The following is a 16,250-nucleotide window of genomic DNA, read 5'->3' as shown; positions in this document are numbered from 1 at the left end:
GTAAAGATGATTTTAAGATTTGGTTGTTGCATTTCAGTATTAGGAAATCTAAAGTCTAAAGTCTAAATCAAAATATATGAAAGGAATTATTTTAGCCGGAGGTTCTGGTACACGTTTACATCCATTGACTCTTGCGATGAGCAAACAAATGATGCCCGTATATGATAAACCAATGATTTATTACCCTTTGTCTACTTTGATGATGTCAGGTATTAGTGAAATATTAATTATTTCTACTCCACATGATTTGCCAAATTTCAAAAAACTGTTGGGAGATGGTTCAAATGTAGGTTGTAAATTTAGTTATGCAGAACAGGCTATTCCAAACGGTTTAGCTCAGGCTTTTGTAATTGGAGAAGAATTTATCGGCAATGATGATGTAGCATTAATACTAGGAGATAATATCTTTTTTGGATCTAATATGCAAGAACTTTTAAAATCAAATACAAAACCCAATGGTGGTGTTGTTTTTGCTTATCATGTATCGGATCCGGAACGATATGGAGTGGTTGAGTTTGATGAAAATTTTAAAGCAATTTCTATCGAAGAAAAACCCGAAGAGCCAAAGTCTAATTATGCTGTTCCTGGATTATATTTCTACGATAATTCTGTTGTAGAGATTGCCAAAAATATTAAACCAAGTGCTCGTGGTGAATATGAAATTACTGATGTTAATAAAGTATATTTAGAAAAAGAAGCTTTAAAAGTGGGCATTTTAAGCAGAGGTACAGCCTGGTTGGATACCGGAACCTTTAATAGTTTAATGCAGGCAGGCCAATTTGTTCAGGTACTTGAAGAAAGACAAGGACTTAAAGTAGGCTGTATTGAAGAGATTGCCTGGAGACAAGGTTTTATTAATGATACCCAATTAGAAAAATTGGCATTACCTTTATTAAAGTCAGGATACGGAACTTATTTAGTTGATTTATTAAAACGAAAGAGAAAAGGAGTTAAAATTTAATTTGTGTTAAGAAAAAAAAATTTTAAAACCTTTAATTCGTATTTTTGTAAGTCATACAAAGTTTACAAAATTAAACTGAACCAAATTGGATACAGATAAATCAAACCAAATAGCCTCCTTGTTACTTAATTCTTTCTCACCAAGAAATTTGAGAGCAAGCATTAATAATCTTAGTTATTTACCAAGATGGATCATTATCGCGATAGATATAATGGTTCTGATTTTTGCATTTACATTTACTTATATGTTGTTTGAAGGAACAGCTTTAGGTTACATTATAACTCCTCATCATTTTTACTTTGTCACTAGTTTAATTGTTGTAAATGTTTTTTTCTTTTGGTTATTTAGAACTTATTCAGGAATTATTCGACACTCGTCTTATATAGATGCTATAAAATTGCTATTTTCTCAAATGTCAGTTTTGGTGTTTTTTTTATTTTTAAATTTAGTTTTTGAACTCTATACAGGATACAAAGCATTTTTAAATACAGCTCTATTTATTAATTTGGTATTGTCATTTTGCGGTTTGTTTCTGTATCGTGTTGTAGTAAAACAAACTTTTGAATTATATTTTTCAGAGAAGACCAATTCTAAATTAATTAGAACTGTAATTTACGGAACAGATGCTAATGCAATTTCGGTTGCCAATGCCTTAAAATTCGAAACACCTTCCCGATTTAAAATTGTTGGTTTTGTAGATAAAAATAATCAGAATGCATCTAAACGAATGTTAGATTTACCAATTCTGATTTTAAGAAAAAAATTACCAGCTTTAATGCGTTCTGTAGCAGCAGAGGGTGTTATTATAGCTGATAAAAGCTTATCTAAAGAAGAACAATTAATTATTGTTGATCAATGTTTAGAATTCAATTATAGAGTATATACGGTTCCTTTAATTTCTGATTGGGAAAACCAAAAAGAAATTTCACAAAAGGTAAAAAATATTCAGATTGAGGATTTACTAGAAAGGAAACCTATAGTTCTGGATAGTAAATCGATTTCAAAACAATTAAAAGATAAAACTGTTCTTATTACGGGAGCAGCAGGATCAATTGGAAGTGAAATAGTAAGACAGGTTTTAGGATTTAATCCTAAGATGGTTATTATTCTGGACCATGCCGAGACACCACTTCATAATTTGTGTTTAGAAACTTTAGCTTTGAATTCCGGATCAAAAATTGTTGCTGTAATTGCTGATGTAAGAAGTAAGAAAGCGTTAGATAAAGTTTTCAAAAATTATAGTCCCCATGTTGTTTTTCACGCTGCAGCTTACAAACATGTTCCGTTAATGGAGGAGAATCCGTCACAAGCCATTCAAACTAATATTAAAGGGACTAAAAATTTGGCAGATTTATCGTGTAAGTATCGTGTCAAGAAATTTGTTATGGTATCTACTGATAAAGCAGTTAATCCTAGTAACGTTATGGGGGCCAGTAAGCGAATAGCAGAGAAATACGTTCAATCGTTGTATTTAAAAAATCAAAAAGAGGACGTTCAAGGCGTGACTAAATTTATTACAACTCGTTTTGGAAATGTTTTAGGTTCAAATGGATCAGTTGTTCCTTTGTTTACAAAACAAATTGCTGAAGGAGGCCCAGTTACGATTACGCATCAGGATATTATTCGTTATTTTATGACCATTCCGGAAGCTTGTCAATTGGTACTGGAAGCCGGTGCTATGGGTAACGGAGGTGAGATTTATATTTTTGACATGGGTAAACCAGTAAAAATAATTGATCTTGCGAAAAAAATGATTAAGCTGGCAGGATTTATTCCGGACAAGGAAATTAAGATTAAAATAGTAGGTTTAAGACCTGGAGAAAAGTTATATGAAGAATTATTAAATGATACTTCTAAGACTTTACCAACTTATCATAATAAGATCATGATCGCTCAGGAAATACAAGACGAATATGAGAATTTACATATTGAAATCGACGAGCTTATAGGTATTGCTGATTTTTATGATAACGATGACATTGTAACTAAAATGAAGAAAATTGTTCCCGAATTTAAAAGTATGAATTCTGCTTTTGAAGTTTTAGATAAGTAGTTTCTTATGATAAATTGAATTTTGGATTCAAATGATATTAAAAAGGTGTTTTTTTATAAAACGCCTTTTTGCTTTTATAATAATTTATAAGCGAATAAAAATCTTGTTAATTAAATAAATCTTGCTTTTCAAGAACTATTTCGGTTAATTAGTTTAAAATAAAATGAACGACAACAATACCCCAAATGATTGGTTGTTTGAAATAACACCTAAAAATAAATTCTTCTCCCTAAACCTGAAAGAAGTTTGGCAATACAGAGATTTGTTATTGCTCTTTGTAAAACGCGATGTTATTACTGTTTATAAACAGACTGTTTTAGGGCCTTTATGGTACTTAATACAGCCCTTATTTACTTCTGTAACATTTACTATAATATTCAATAACGTCGCCGGTATTGATACAGGTACTGTTCCTCCATTTTTGTTTAATTTGGCTGGAATAACCGTTTGGAATTACTTTACAGCATGCTTAACGGGAACTTCAGACACGTTTAAAGCGAATGCTGCCATATTTGGAAAAGTATATTTTCCTCGGATTATTACACCACTTTCGGTAGTGATTTCTAATTTGGTAAAATTCGGAATTCAATTTTTGATTTTTATCGGATTTTACATTTTCTATTATTTTCAAGGAGCAAATTTGGGGTTAAATGGCCTGATTTTATTTTTTCCAATTTTGATTATTATAATGGGACTTTTAGGGCTAGGATTAGGAATGCTAATTTCGGCAATGGTCACAAAATATCGTGATTTTAGTCATTTAATTAGTTTTGGGATACAGTTATTAATGTATTTATCTGCAGTAATGTATCCTATGAGTTTGATTAAAGATAAACTACCGGGTTATGGATGGCTAGTAGAGTATAATCCATTAGCATATATAATAGAAACAGCTCGTTACATGCTTTTAGATGTGGGAGAAGTTTCATTTTTGGGATTATCCTATACTTTAACTGTTACTATTGCAGTATTTTTTATTGGCCTGTTAGTTTTCAACAAAACCGAAAAGAGTTTTATAGATACTGTTTAGAACCAAATATAGCTGTTTAATTCATTTACCATTTTAGATTTACAATTGAAAAAAGATATAATATTAAAAGCCGAAAATATCTCTAAACAATATCGTTTAGGGCAAGTAGGTACTGGAACCCTTAGTCATGACATTAATCGTTGGTGGCACAAGATTAGAGGAAAAGAAAATCCGTATTTAAAAATAGGAGATGTAAATGATCGTTCTATCAAAGGAACTTCTGATTATGTTTGGGCTTTACAAGATATAAACTTTGAGGTTGAACGAGGAGAAGTTTTAGGAATCATTGGTAAAAATGGAGCAGGAAAATCTACACTTTTAAAAATACTTTCGAAAGTAACAGCGCCAACTACAGGAAGTATAAAATCTCGTGGGCGTATTGCTTCACTTTTAGAAGTTGGTACAGGTTTTAACGGAGAAATGACAGGACGAGAAAATATTTTCTTAAATGGTGCTATTCTCGGAATGACCAAAAAAGAAATAGCTTCTAAACTTGATGAAATTATCGAGTTTTCCGGTTGCGAACGCTACATAGATACACCAGTAAAAAGATATAGTTCCGGAATGACCGTTCGTTTAGCATTTGCAGTAGCAGCTTTTTTAGAACCAGAAATTTTAGTCATTGATGAGGTTTTGGCTGTTGGTGATGCTGAATTTCAGAAGAAAGCTATTGGCAAAATGCAGGATATTTCTCGTTCAGATGGGCGTACAGTTATTTTTGTTAGTCATGATTTAAGTGCAATCAGTACTTTAACTAGACGTACAATACTTCTTGCAAATGGAAAAATAGTGGCAATAGAGGAGACAAATAAAGCCATTTCGTTGTATTCATCTATGCATAAATACGATAATAATTTTGAACATGAAATTCAATCCAATAATCCAACAGTAACTAAAGTTCAAATTTTTACTTCTGAAGGGGGAACATTACAAGGTTATAAAAAACCTTTTAAAATTAATTTTGAAATCGCAATGCCAGAAGATGATATAAAGAATATGGCGTTATCTTTTCAAATTTTAAATCATTTAGAAGTGCCAGTTTTATATGATTACATATTTGATATTAATACTGAAATATGCAGATCGAAGGGTATTAATTTTTTGTCGTTTACTTATAACGAACTTTCTCTCTATAAAGGTACTTATAGTATAAAAGTTCATTTGTCAGAAACAAAAATGAAAAGAAAATTTCAAGAGTTTAATTGTTGTGCATTTGATTTAGACATGATTGGTATAAAAGAACCTGAATGGGGATGGCAAAAAAATGTATGTCAATATTTTGAAGATGGTGGTTGGGTAAAAGATATTAAATAATTAGATTTTATTATGGAAAATAATTTAGATAAGAAAAGCTGGGATCCTTTTATTAATTTAAAAGCAGATAAAATGCAAATTTCTTTTTACTTAATTAGAAAATCATTATTAGCTGCCGTTTCTGAATTAAAACCTAAATTGCATGGAAGCGTTTTAGATCTTGCTTGTGGCATTATGCCCTACAAAGAGTTTCTTAAGAATGATTTAGTAAAAGAATATATAGGCGTAGATCTTGAGCCAACACAATATCATCATCATGTAAAACCAGATTATTATTGGGATGGAAAAACAATTCCACTTGAAGATAATTCAGTTAATTTCATTCTTACTACAGAATTTCTAGAGCATTATTTAGATACACAGCATATTTTAAAAGAAATCAATAGAGTTTTGAAACCGGGAGGGACATTTTTTTTTACAGTTCCCAACATTTGGCCAATTCATGAAGCTCCTTACGATTATCATAGATTTACACCTTTTGCACTAGATGAACATTTCAAAAATGCTCAATTCTCATCTTGGGAAATTAAACCATTAGGAGGATTTCATTATTATCTCGCCTTATCATTTGCCGTATGGAATGATTTTAGACTCCAACAAAAACATAAAAAACTTGTGAAACCATTTTTAAGTGTATTCATTAAGTTTTTAATAAGAAAAGATAAAAAAACTAAGCTTTTTCAGAATGGTGACATGTATTCTGGTTTATACGGTTTTGTAACGAAATAATCTACCCCATTTTTAGTAATACAAACTTCTAAGATGAATCCAATTTTGTCCATAATAATTCCTTGCTTTAACGTTGAGACTACTTTAGAATCTACTTTAGAATCTGTATTAAATCAAGATTTTCAAGAGTGGGAAGCCATTATTGTAAATGATGGTTCAATAGATGGGACAGAAGAAATAGCGTTAAAGTGGACAAATCAAGATAAAAGATTTAAATATTTTTCGAAAGAGAATGAGGGATTAGGCAAGACCAGAAATTATGGAATTTCAAGGTCAAATGGAATTTATATACTACCTCTTGATTCTGATAATCTATTAGAAAAAGATTTTGCGTTGAATGCTATTAAAATGTTTGAAAAAGATTCTAATATTGGTGTAATACATGGGGATGCAGAATATTTTGGAGAAAGAAATGGACTTTGGAAAGTTGATGATTTTAAATTAAAAAAAATGTTAATTCATAATTACATAGACGCTTGTGCGATTTATAAAAAAGAACTTTGGGGAAAAATTGGAGGTTATGATGAAAATATGCCTTATCAAGGGCATGAAGATTGGGATTTTTGGCTCTCACTAGGAAGTCATAACGTAATTTTTTACAACATGCATAAAGTTACGTTCAAATATTTTGTTTCTAAAAATTCGATGATTAGATCGTTTACTGACGATATGTTATTTTTAAATCAAGATTACATTGTGAAAAAACATAGTAAATCAATTCATGATGAATATGTTTTAGCTATAGCGTCCTCTGAAAAAGAATTATTAGAGAGTCAAGAAAAGCTTAAGAATAAAAGATATGTTTTGGACTTATTTTTCTATACCTTTTTTGGATTTACATTTTTTAAAAGTTTGCCTAAATCATTTAAGAAATAATGTATAATATTAGCCCCTTAATCTCTATAATAGTACCCAATTATAATCATGAAAAATTCTTAAAGCAACGCTTAGATAGTATTTTTAATCAAACATATCAAAACTTTGAAGTTATACTATTAGATGATTGTAGTACAGATAATAGTAGAGACATACTTTTAGAATATGCTAAAAGAACACAAGTCACTCATTATATTTTTAATGAGAAGAATTCGGGAAATACTTTTTTTCAATGGAAAAGAGGAATATCTCTTGCAAAGGGTGAATATATTTGGATTGCTGAATCGGATGATTTTTGTGAAAACAATTTTCTAGAGATTGTAAGTAAGCCTTTGCTGGAAAACGATGAAGTTGTTTTGTCTTATTGTCAATCGAATAAAGTTGATGAAAATAGTATTTTAATTGGAAACTGGAAAGCGCATACCAATAGTTTTAATACTTTGCAATTCGAGGAAAATTTTGTTATAGATGGTGATTTATTTATAGAGAAGTATCTCATTTATAAAAATATTATTCCTAATGCCAGTGCTGTATTATTTAAAAAAAGTAACCTAAAAATTAACGATATTTTAATTGAAAATGATCAATTAAAATATTGTGGCGATTGGGTTATTTATTTAGAGCAAATTGTACAATTTAAAATTGCTTTTATTTCAGATTCTATTAATAATTTTAGATTTCATGGAAATAGCGTTATTGCGAAAGCATCACAGACGGAAAATAGAGCTTCTATTATTGACATTGATTTTGAGATGAGGAAAGTTATGATTGCATTTTTGCAAAAAAATAAACCGACAAATTATAATGCGATTGTTTCAAATAATAGAAAAATTATGAAATTATTAAAATATGATAAAGGTATATTTCTAATTGAGAATAACAGAAGATGGGAAGGGGCATTCGTATTACTAACTATTTTTGATGAATTTTGGAAAAGATATCATTTTAAAAAAAGGTTAGTTTTAAAATTTAAAAAAAATATTTCAGGATAATAACTTTTTTTATTTTAATAAAATATCATAGTAAATTGACTATGATTTAAGATATTTTTTGTCTTTCTAATTAATTTCAATCTATTACTTGGTTTTTTAATTTTTTATAAATATTTTTTTTAATGAGAATTTCTGAAATAAAAGTTGGTTACGTAGTGTCATATGATTTCGACTTACTATTGTTATCTATAAATCAATTATATAAGAAGGTAGATAGAATATATATAGCAATTGATAAAGAAAAAAAAACATGGAGTGGCAATTTTTTTGAAATATCAGAGTCGTTTTTTACCAAAATAAATCAATTGGATATTGATAATAAAATCGAATTTTATTATGATTCTTTTTATGTAAGAGATTTATCTCCTTCTGAATGCGAAACAAGAGAGAGAAATATGTTATTGCAAAAAATGGGAAGAGGGTGGTTAATTCAGTTAGATACAGATGAATACGTATATGATTTTGATAAACTAAGGAGTTATTTAAAAAAATATTGGTACTTAACAGTTTTTCCTGCATATACTCCAATTGTATTTAGAGGAAGATTAATTACCTTATTTAAAAAAATACCTGAGGGATATTTATATATAGATAATGATGAAAAATTCTCGTTTATTACAAATATACCTAACTATGAGTCTTGCAGAGCAAATAAAAGCGTAAGAAACTTTTTCATAAATTTTAATGTAATACATAATTCATGGGGAAGAACAGATGAGGAACTTCTATTAAAAATAAAAAACTGGGGGCATCGAGATGATTTTGACACCCAAAAGTTCTTTGAATCATGGAAACAATTAAATTATCTTAATTATAATAGTTACAAGAATTTTCATCCAATTATTCCGGAAGTTTGGAATGAACTACATTTTATAAAATCTAAATCGGTAGAAAATTTTATTAATAATTATGCTCAAAATAATACACAAAATTTAATAGAAATTAAACCATCTATCTTTTTTAAAGCATTATTTGGCAAACTGAAGTTTTTTAAAAAAAAGAAACATTAATAATTATATGTTATCCATAATAATTTGCAGTAGAAAAAAGGAGATTGATTCTAATTTGTTTGAAAATATTAAAAAAACCGTAGGTTGTTATTATGAGTTGATAGTTATTGATAATTCTAAAAATGAGAAATCTATTTTTGAAGCATATAATGATGGTATTTCAAAAAGTAAAGGACATTTTTTTTGCTTTCTGCACGATGATATCATTATACATACCAATAATTGGGGAAATATTTTGCTCAATCTTTTTAATAAGGATAGTCGTCTGGGCCTGATTGGAGTAGCGGGTACCAAAATTAAAAGTAAAATGCCTTCAGCTTGGTGGGATTGCCCACATTACCAAAAAGCAGCAAACTTAATTCAGCATTTTGGTGATGAGAAGATAGTAACTTGGAATTATGGCTTTGAACAAGAAAGTAATGTTGAGGTGGTTACTATTGATGGAGTTTTTATGGCAATGAGAAAAAACGAACTTATTTCATTTGATACTCGAATGAAAGGTTTTCATAATTATGATTTAAATATTTCTTTAGAGCATAAAAAAAAAGGTCTTAAAATAATTGTTACTAATGAAATTTTAATAGAACATTTTTCATTAGGTAATGTAAATGAAAATTGGATGTTTTCCACCTTGAAAGCGCACAAAATTTATAATAATTATTTACCAATAAGTATTCCTGACATCCAAAATCATGAAACAATAAAATTGTTAGAAATTAAGAATGCAAAAAGATTTATGAAACAAATTTTAAGTTTTGGATTAAATAAAAAAACTATTAATATTTGGTTTAATTTTTTTTCATTTTTAGTCTACTCTAAATTTTATTTAGAATATTTAAAGAAAATATACAAATGATGCTTGCCATAGTTATTCCATATTATAAAATTATGTTTTTTGAAGAAACATTAGAATCTTTAGCGAAACAAACTGACAAGCGTTTTAAAGTTTACATAGGTGATGATGAAAGTCCCGAAAGTCCATTATCTTGCTTAGAAAAATACAAAGATAAGTTTGATTTTACATATTATCGTTTTGACAAAAATATAGGAGGAGTCTCTTTAGTTAAACAATGGGAACGCTGCATAGATTTAATTGAGAATGAAGAGTGGATTATTTTGCTGGGTGATGATGATTTCTTGGAAGAAACTGTTGTAGCATCATGGTTTAAAGAGTATCCAGTCTTTAATGAAAAATCGAATGTAGTTAGATTTGCAACAAAGTCAATAAATATGATTTTAAATAAGGTTAGTGACTCGTTTAAACATCCTTTATGGGAGAAAGCAACTGATTCTTATTTTAGAAGATTTAAAGGTTTAACAAGAAGTACCCTGTCCGAATATGTGTTTTCAAAAGAAGCTTTTATTAAATTTGGATTTTATGATTTTCCTTTGGCTTGGCATAGTGACGATGCAGCTTGGTTATCTTTTTCTGATCATAAACCCATTTTTACAATAAATGATAGTCATTTGTTTATTAGACATTCTTCTTTTTGCATCTCTGGAAATAAAGGAAATCAAAATTTGAAAAATATTGCAAGTGAAAAATTTTATACAGAATGTATTTTTAAAAATATTAATTTATTCAATAAGTCGCAAAAAATAGATTTAGTATTAGAATATGAGATTTCTGTAAAGAAGAATAGAAAATTAAAAATTTCTGAATGGTGCAATTTATGTTGGTTTTATTTTTCTAACCACGAGTTTATATTGTTTTTTAAATGTATTAGAAGGTTTTTTTTAAGTTTATCAATTTAATTTTTTTATTAAATGATGCTGGCTATTATAATCCCTTATTATAAATTTACATTTTTTGAAGCTACTTTACAGTCGCTTGCCGATCAGACTAATAAACAATTTAAAGTTTATATCGGAGATGATTCAAGCCCAGAAGATCCGTCAATTCTTTTGGAAAAATTTATTGGAAAAATTGATTTTCAATACAATAAATTTCAATCTAACTTTGGTGGTACTTCGTTAGTTAAACATTGGGAGAGATGTGTAAATCTTTCATTAAATGAAGAATGGTTTATGATTTTAGGCGATGATGATGTTTTAGAATCCAATTGCGTCGAAAGTTTTTATAGTAAAATTAACACAGTTAATCAGGGATTTAACGTGGTGAGATTTGCCAGTTGTAATATTGACCAAAAAGGGAAACAAATATCAAAAGTCTTTCAAAATCCAATTATTGAAAGTTCAATTGATTTTTTTTTTAGAGAAAGAAGATCTTCTTTAAGCGAATATCTGTTTAATAAAGAAAAATTTTTTACTGTCGGTTTTAAAGATTTTCCCCTAGCCTGGTGTACTGATATTTTGGCAGTTTTAGAGTTTTCCAATTTTGAAAATGTTTATTCAATCAATGATTCAATTGTTTATGTACGTATTTCTGAAAGGAGTATATCTGGGAGTAAAGGTTTAGAAAGATTAAAAAGCCAAGCAGCTTTTGAGTTTTTATATTATTTATTAGTTGAAAAAAAACATTTTTTTAATTCTTTTCAAAAAGAAGAATTACTTAAAGCGATTATTAGAATTTATCTAGCCAATAAAAAAAACAGCATGTTTTTTTTTAAATTGTCATGGTATTTTTTGAATAATTTTTTTATATATGGGTACTTCAATTTTATAAAGTTGATTTTTTTAAGTTTGAAAAAACATAAGTTAAAATTTAAAAAAAATGTTATTAAATAATCCTATTGTCTCTATAATTATTCCGACGTATAATAGAGCTCATCTTCTTGTTGAGACTTTGGAAAGTGTCTTGGCGCAAACTTACTCTAATTGGGAGTGTATTATTGTAGATGATAATTCAACTGATGAAACACAACTATTGTTGAATGAATATAGCAATAAAGACAATAGATTCACTTATATAATTAAATCTGAGAAACAAAAAAAGGGAGCAAGCATTTCTAGAAATTTAGGACTTAAAATAGCGAGAGGTGAGTTTATTCAATTCTTGGATTCTGATGATCTCCTTGCGGATAATAAAATTCAAGAACAAATAAAATTACTAATTAATGAAAATAAATATACTGTTTGTACTTGTAAATGGGGAAAGTTTATAGAAAAATCTGATCCATTAACGCTCATAGAGAATAGTGCAGATTATAGAGACTTTAATACGATTAAAGAGTATTTTAATTTAATAGGTATTCATGGGGGGTTCTTTCCGCCGATAAATTTTTTAATAAATAAAGAATTAATTAATCAGTCGGGATATTGGAACGAAAGCCTTACTGTAAATGATGATGGGGAGTTTTTTTTTAGAGTTCTATTAAATGCTGACAAAATATTGTTTTGTGCAAAAACATATGTTTTATATAGAAATAATTTAACTGATAATTTAAGCATACTAAACTCAGAGATTAAAGCAATTAGTTTATTAAATAGTTGGAAAATTATCGAAGCTTTATATAGAACGAAATATAACGAAGAAAATTCAGATTATATTAATAAAAAGAAAAGCAGTGTTTATAGTGAATTAAAAAAAATGTATCCAAAAATAATATGTAAAAACACAAGCTTCTTCAAACAGCAAATTAAAGAAGATACTTTAGTTAAGAAAATAAGTAAATTAAAAAAAAGAATTAAAAACAGGTTAAAAATTGTTTTTAGATTTTAATATGAGAGTAGGTTATAATCCATATAAAGATCAAAAAAATGATGAATCGAAATACATTCATCAGGTTATCATACCAGTATATATCCCTAATCATGAGGCATATTTTAAAGATAGTTTTGCAATTTTAAAACTATGCTTAGAATCTCTATTTGCAACAATACACAAAAAATCTTTTATAACTATCGCTAATAACGGGAGTGACAAAATTGTGTCAGATTATTTGGATGCTCTTTTAAGACAAAATAAAATTCAAGAACTAATTCATACTGAAAATATAGGAAAGCTCAATGCGATACTGAAAGGTTTAGTTGGGAATGCAATAGAATTGGTCACAATATCCGATTCAGATGTCTTGTTCTTACCCAATTGGCAAGCCGAAACTGTAAAAGTTTTTACTCATATTCCTAATGCCGGAGTTGTAGGCATTGTTCCTCAGTTCAAAATGTACGAAGCTAATTGTGGTAACGTTATTTTTGACAATTTATTCAACAAAAAATTACAATTTGTCCCTGTAAAAAATAGGGAAGCCTTAATTCGGTTTTATGATAGTCTTGGCTGGGATCGAAATTACAATCAGGATTATTTGCAATATGCTTTAGGTTTAGAACTTACCCCGGATTTAAAAGTTTTAATAGGTTCAGGACATTTTGTAGCCACGTATAAAAAAGACATGTTCAAAGAATTAGTATCTTATATAGGTTACAAAATGGGTGGAAATAGCGAAGGATATCTAGATCAATTACCATTGCATAAAAATTATTGGCGCTTAACAACTCAGGATAACTATGCGTATCATATGGGTAATACGCTTGAAAACTGGATGGGTATTACAACTGTTGAAAAAACAACGGATGAAAACTTAGATTCAAATTTTTCTATAAATAAAAAAGAAAATGAACTTCTGCATTTTATTAAAAACAAGATTTTTATAAAGTTTATTTCGTTCAAATGGAGTATTAAGCTGTTTTTGAAATATAAAAAATTACCAAAATCAATGATTGAAAATTATTAAGCATGCAAAGCCAAAAAAGATTTTCAATTTTAATCACCACAAAAAACCGAATAAAAGATTTGGCTTTTACATTGCGTAAAATTCAAAATTTACTAGACAGGGAAGATGTCATTTGTATGATTTGTGATGATGGTTCGACTGATGAAACGTATCTTTTTCTACAAGAGAATTATCCTGAAATTCAGCTAATTAAAAACGATAAAAGCAAAGGCTTAATCTACAGTAGAAATCGGTTACTGAATCTCGTTACTACAGAATATGCTATTTCTATAGATGACGATTTACATTTTATAACCCAGAATCCTCTCAAAATTATTGAAGAAACCTTTAGTCAAAACTCAAAAGTAGGTATACTTGGTTTTAGGATTTTTTGGAGTTTAGACGAGCCTGAGACAACTATTTCAAAAGACGTTTCACATCGCATGAAAAGTTTTGTGGGTTGTGGGCATGTATGGCGAATGTCTGCATGGAAAGATATTGCCAATTATCCGGAATGGTTTGTTTTTTACGGAGAAGAAAATTTTGCCTCTTACCAATTATTTAAAAAAAAATGGGAAATACATTATTTACCAGAAGTTTTAGTCAATCATAGAGTAGATGTAATAGCAAGAAAAAATAATGCCGATTATAGCATAAGACTTCAAAGATCATTGCAATCAGGCTGGTATCTTTATTTTTTATTTTATCCAATTTCGGTTATTCCTCGAAAATTAGCATATTCTATTTGGATACAACTAAAGTTGAAAGTTTTTAAAGGAGATTTTAAAGCATTGAAAGCACTTTTATTAGCAATAATGAATTTATTTATAAATATTCCGAACATCGTAAAAAATGCAAACAGATTATCTTTGAAAGAGTTTAATCTTTATCAACAGTTAGAAGAAACCAAAATTTATTGGAAAACAGAAGATAATAATTTAGTTGAATGAAAAACATTGCTATAATTCCTGCACGGGGTGGGTCTAAAAGATTGCCTCAAAAAAATATAAAATTGCTTGACGGATTTCCGTTACTTTCATTTAGTATATTATTCGCACAGGCAAATAGTGAAATTATTGACGAAATATATGTTTCAACTGATGATGAAGCTATAAAAAATATCGCCCTAAAGTATGGTGCAAAAGTTATTGACAGGCCTAAGGATCTATCAGGAGATTTAGAACCAACAGTTTCGGCATTAAAGCATGTTTTGCAGAGTATTGATTCAGAGGTCGATAATGTTGTTTTATTGCAGGCTACAAATCCTATTCGACCAAAGAATTTATTGAAAGAATCTTTTGAAATATATCAAAAAGAAAACAGCAATAGTTTATTTACTGTTTCGAGAAATCATAAAAAATTCGGCAAAATAACAGATCAAAAATTTATTCCATACAATTACAAAATTGGTCAGCGCAGTCAGGATATCGAGCCTCTTTACTTCGAAAATGGATTGCTGTATATTACGAAAGCCTCTTTAATTCATGAAGATATAATTATTTCCGAAGATGCATTTCCTTTCGAAATAGATCATATTTTTGCCAGCGTGGATATTGATACGCAAGAAGACTTTGACTATGCCGAATATTTATATCATAAACATATAAAACCCTAATTAAGAACCTACTTTATGAATCCATATATAGAAATCGCCGGAAGAAAAATAGGCCAGGATTTTCCGCCTTTAGTTATTGCCGAAATCGGAATTAATCACGAAGGTTCTTTGCAAGTTGCCAAAGAAATGGTTGATGCTGCACAAAGAGCAGGAGCTGAGGTGGTAAAACATCAAACACATATTGTTGCGGATGAAATGAGCGGTGCTGCTAAAAAAGTGATTCCAGGCAATGCCGATGTTTCTATTTACGAAATCATGGAACGTTGCTCATTGAATGAAAGTGACGAACTCGAACTTAAAAAGTATGTCGAAAGCAAAGGAATGATTTTTATATCGACTCCATTTTCCCGGGCAGCAGCAGAGCGATTAAAGAAATTTGATATTCCGGCTTATAAAATTGGATCTGGTGAATGCAATAATTATCCTTTATTAGAGCACATTGCATCATTTGGAAAACCGGTTATTTTAAGTACAGGTATGAATACTATCGAAAGTGTTCAAAAAGCAGTTGCTATTTTTGATAACCACAATATTCCGGTAGCATTGCTACATACAACAAACTTGTATCCAACCCCAATTCATTTGGTGCGTTTTGGAGCAATGATAGAATTACATAAAGCATTTCCAGATAAAGTTTTTGGTCTCAGCGATCACACTCTCAATAATAATGCGTGTTTAGGTGCAGTAGCACTTGGCGCTAGTATTTTAGAAAGACATTTTACAGATCACATGCAAAGAACAGGTCCGGATATCGTTTGTAGCATGGATGAAAAAGCGTGTCATGAATTAATTATTTCATCTGCAGAAATAGCGTTAATGCGAGGAGGAACTAAAGAACCGGCTAGAGAAGAGCAAGTAACAATAGATTTTGCATTTGCAACGGTATGTACAATAGCCCCAATTAAAAAAGGAGATAAATTAACTAAACAAAATATCTGGGTAAAACGTCCTGGTACAGGTGAAATTTTAGCGGAACACTTTAATAATATAATTGGCAAAACTGCAAGAAGAGATATTGAAAATGATGAGCAGTTAGACTTTGCTGATTTTGAATAAT

General features: G+C 29.2%; 16 protein-coding genes. All 16 read left to right on the top strand.

Annotation, left to right across the window (positions count from 1 at the left end):
- Positions 1-76 precede the first annotated feature (76 nt).
- The gene (rfbA, locus tag B0M43_RS01685) at positions 77-961 is read left to right on the top strand and encodes a glucose-1-phosphate thymidylyltransferase RfbA (RefSeq protein ID WP_078005961.1); all 885 of its coding nucleotides are present in this window, start codon (positions 77-79) and stop codon (positions 959-961) included.
- A gap of 85 nt (positions 962-1,046) precedes the next feature.
- A complete protein-coding gene (locus B0M43_RS01680; RefSeq protein WP_078005960.1) occupies positions 1,047-3,014 on the top strand; it encodes a nucleoside-diphosphate sugar epimerase/dehydratase in 1,968 nt (655 codons plus the stop codon).
- Positions 3,015-3,177: 163 nt separating this feature from the next.
- Complete coding sequence (locus B0M43_RS01675) at positions 3,178-4,044, top strand: ABC transporter permease (RefSeq protein ID WP_078005959.1); 867 nt, start codon at positions 3,178-3,180, stop codon at positions 4,042-4,044.
- A 45-nt stretch (positions 4,045-4,089) separates the two neighbouring features.
- On the top strand, positions 4,090-5,358 hold the full coding sequence (locus tag B0M43_RS01670; RefSeq protein WP_078005958.1) for an ABC transporter ATP-binding protein: 1,269 nt from the start codon (positions 4,090-4,092) through the stop codon (positions 5,356-5,358).
- Between the two features lie 12 nt (positions 5,359-5,370).
- A complete protein-coding gene (locus B0M43_RS01665; RefSeq protein ID WP_078005957.1) occupies positions 5,371-6,087 on the top strand; it encodes a class I SAM-dependent methyltransferase in 717 nt (238 codons plus the stop codon).
- 33 nt (positions 6,088-6,120) lie between these two features.
- Positions 6,121-6,963, top strand: coding sequence for a glycosyltransferase (locus tag B0M43_RS01660; RefSeq protein WP_078005956.1), 843 nt, complete (start codon positions 6,121-6,123; stop codon positions 6,961-6,963).
- Positions 6,963-7,955: a glycosyltransferase family 2 protein gene (locus B0M43_RS01655; protein WP_078005955.1), complete on the top strand. Its 993-nt coding sequence runs from the start codon at positions 6,963-6,965 to the stop codon at positions 7,953-7,955. Before B0M43_RS01660 ends, B0M43_RS01655 begins: the two co-directional genes overlap by 1 nt.
- Positions 7,956-8,077: 122 nt before the next feature.
- Entirely contained in the window at positions 8,078-8,965 is an 888-nt protein-coding gene (locus B0M43_RS01650) for a hypothetical protein (RefSeq protein ID WP_078005954.1), read from the top strand.
- A 7-nt stretch (positions 8,966-8,972) separates the two neighbouring features.
- Positions 8,973-9,821, top strand: a complete 849-nt coding sequence (locus B0M43_RS01645; protein ID WP_078005953.1) for a glycosyltransferase — start codon at positions 8,973-8,975, stop codon at positions 9,819-9,821.
- Positions 9,818-10,720, top strand: coding sequence for a glycosyltransferase family A protein (locus tag B0M43_RS01640; RefSeq protein WP_246860186.1), 903 nt, complete (start codon positions 9,818-9,820; stop codon positions 10,718-10,720). The genes B0M43_RS01645 and B0M43_RS01640 overlap by 4 nt, the downstream gene beginning before the upstream one ends.
- Positions 10,721-10,732: 12 nt before the next feature.
- On the top strand, positions 10,733-11,653 hold the full coding sequence (locus tag B0M43_RS01635; RefSeq protein WP_078005952.1) for a glycosyltransferase family 2 protein: 921 nt from the start codon (positions 10,733-10,735) through the stop codon (positions 11,651-11,653).
- Positions 11,640-12,587 carry a glycosyltransferase family 2 protein gene (locus B0M43_RS01630; RefSeq protein ID WP_078005951.1) on the top strand — a complete coding sequence of 316 codons (948 nt, stop codon included), beginning with the start codon at positions 11,640-11,642 and terminating at the stop codon, positions 12,585-12,587. Before B0M43_RS01635 ends, B0M43_RS01630 begins: the two co-directional genes overlap by 14 nt.
- A 1-nt stretch (position 12,588) precedes the next feature.
- Positions 12,589-13,599, top strand: a complete 1,011-nt coding sequence (locus B0M43_RS01625) for a glycosyltransferase family A protein (RefSeq protein WP_078005950.1) — start codon at positions 12,589-12,591, stop codon at positions 13,597-13,599.
- A gap of 2 nt (positions 13,600-13,601) precedes the next feature.
- A complete protein-coding gene (locus B0M43_RS01620) occupies positions 13,602-14,528 on the top strand; it encodes a glycosyltransferase family 2 protein (RefSeq protein WP_078005949.1) in 927 nt (308 codons plus the stop codon).
- On the top strand, positions 14,525-15,193 hold the full coding sequence (locus tag B0M43_RS01615; RefSeq protein WP_078005948.1) for a cytidylyltransferase domain-containing protein: 669 nt from the start codon (positions 14,525-14,527) through the stop codon (positions 15,191-15,193). The genes B0M43_RS01620 and B0M43_RS01615 overlap by 4 nt, the downstream gene beginning before the upstream one ends.
- A 15-nt stretch (positions 15,194-15,208) precedes the next feature.
- Positions 15,209-16,249: an N-acetylneuraminate synthase family protein gene (locus B0M43_RS01610; protein WP_078005947.1), complete on the top strand. Its 1,041-nt coding sequence runs from the start codon at positions 15,209-15,211 to the stop codon at positions 16,247-16,249.
- Position 16,250 lies beyond the last annotated feature (1 nt).

This window comes from Flavobacterium sp. KBS0721, from assembly GCF_002007065.3.
Taxonomy (GTDB): domain Bacteria; phylum Bacteroidota; class Bacteroidia; order Flavobacteriales; family Flavobacteriaceae; genus Flavobacterium; species Flavobacterium piscis.
Note: the sequence above shows the minus strand (reverse complement) of the source record. Positions and strands in the feature narration are given on the sequence as shown.

Coding starts and splice junctions, on each gene's coding strand:
- rfbA (WP_078005961.1), top strand. CDS start 77: ATGAAAGGAATTATTTTAGCCGGAGGTTCTGGTACACGTTTACATCCA.
- B0M43_RS01640 (WP_246860186.1), top strand. CDS start 9,818: ATGATGCTTGCCATAGTTATTCCATATTATAAAATTATGTTTTTTGAA.
- B0M43_RS01635 (WP_078005952.1), top strand. CDS start 10,733: ATGATGCTGGCTATTATAATCCCTTATTATAAATTTACATTTTTTGAA.
- B0M43_RS01645 (WP_078005953.1), top strand. CDS start 8,973: ATGTTATCCATAATAATTTGCAGTAGAAAAAAGGAGATTGATTCTAAT.
- B0M43_RS01660 (WP_078005956.1), top strand. CDS start 6,121: ATGAATCCAATTTTGTCCATAATAATTCCTTGCTTTAACGTTGAGACT.
- B0M43_RS01630 (WP_078005951.1), top strand. CDS start 11,640: ATGTTATTAAATAATCCTATTGTCTCTATAATTATTCCGACGTATAAT.
- B0M43_RS01615 (WP_078005948.1), top strand. CDS start 14,525: ATGAAAAACATTGCTATAATTCCTGCACGGGGTGGGTCTAAAAGATTG.
- B0M43_RS01655 (WP_078005955.1), top strand. CDS start 6,963: ATGTATAATATTAGCCCCTTAATCTCTATAATAGTACCCAATTATAAT.
- B0M43_RS01610 (WP_078005947.1), top strand. CDS start 15,209: ATGAATCCATATATAGAAATCGCCGGAAGAAAAATAGGCCAGGATTTT.
- B0M43_RS01620 (WP_078005949.1), top strand. CDS start 13,602: ATGCAAAGCCAAAAAAGATTTTCAATTTTAATCACCACAAAAAACCGA.
- B0M43_RS01665 (WP_078005957.1), top strand. CDS start 5,371: ATGGAAAATAATTTAGATAAGAAAAGCTGGGATCCTTTTATTAATTTA.
- B0M43_RS01650 (WP_078005954.1), top strand. CDS start 8,078: ATGAGAATTTCTGAAATAAAAGTTGGTTACGTAGTGTCATATGATTTC.
- B0M43_RS01675 (WP_078005959.1), top strand. CDS start 3,178: ATGAACGACAACAATACCCCAAATGATTGGTTGTTTGAAATAACACCT.
- B0M43_RS01625 (WP_078005950.1), top strand. CDS start 12,589: ATGAGAGTAGGTTATAATCCATATAAAGATCAAAAAAATGATGAATCG.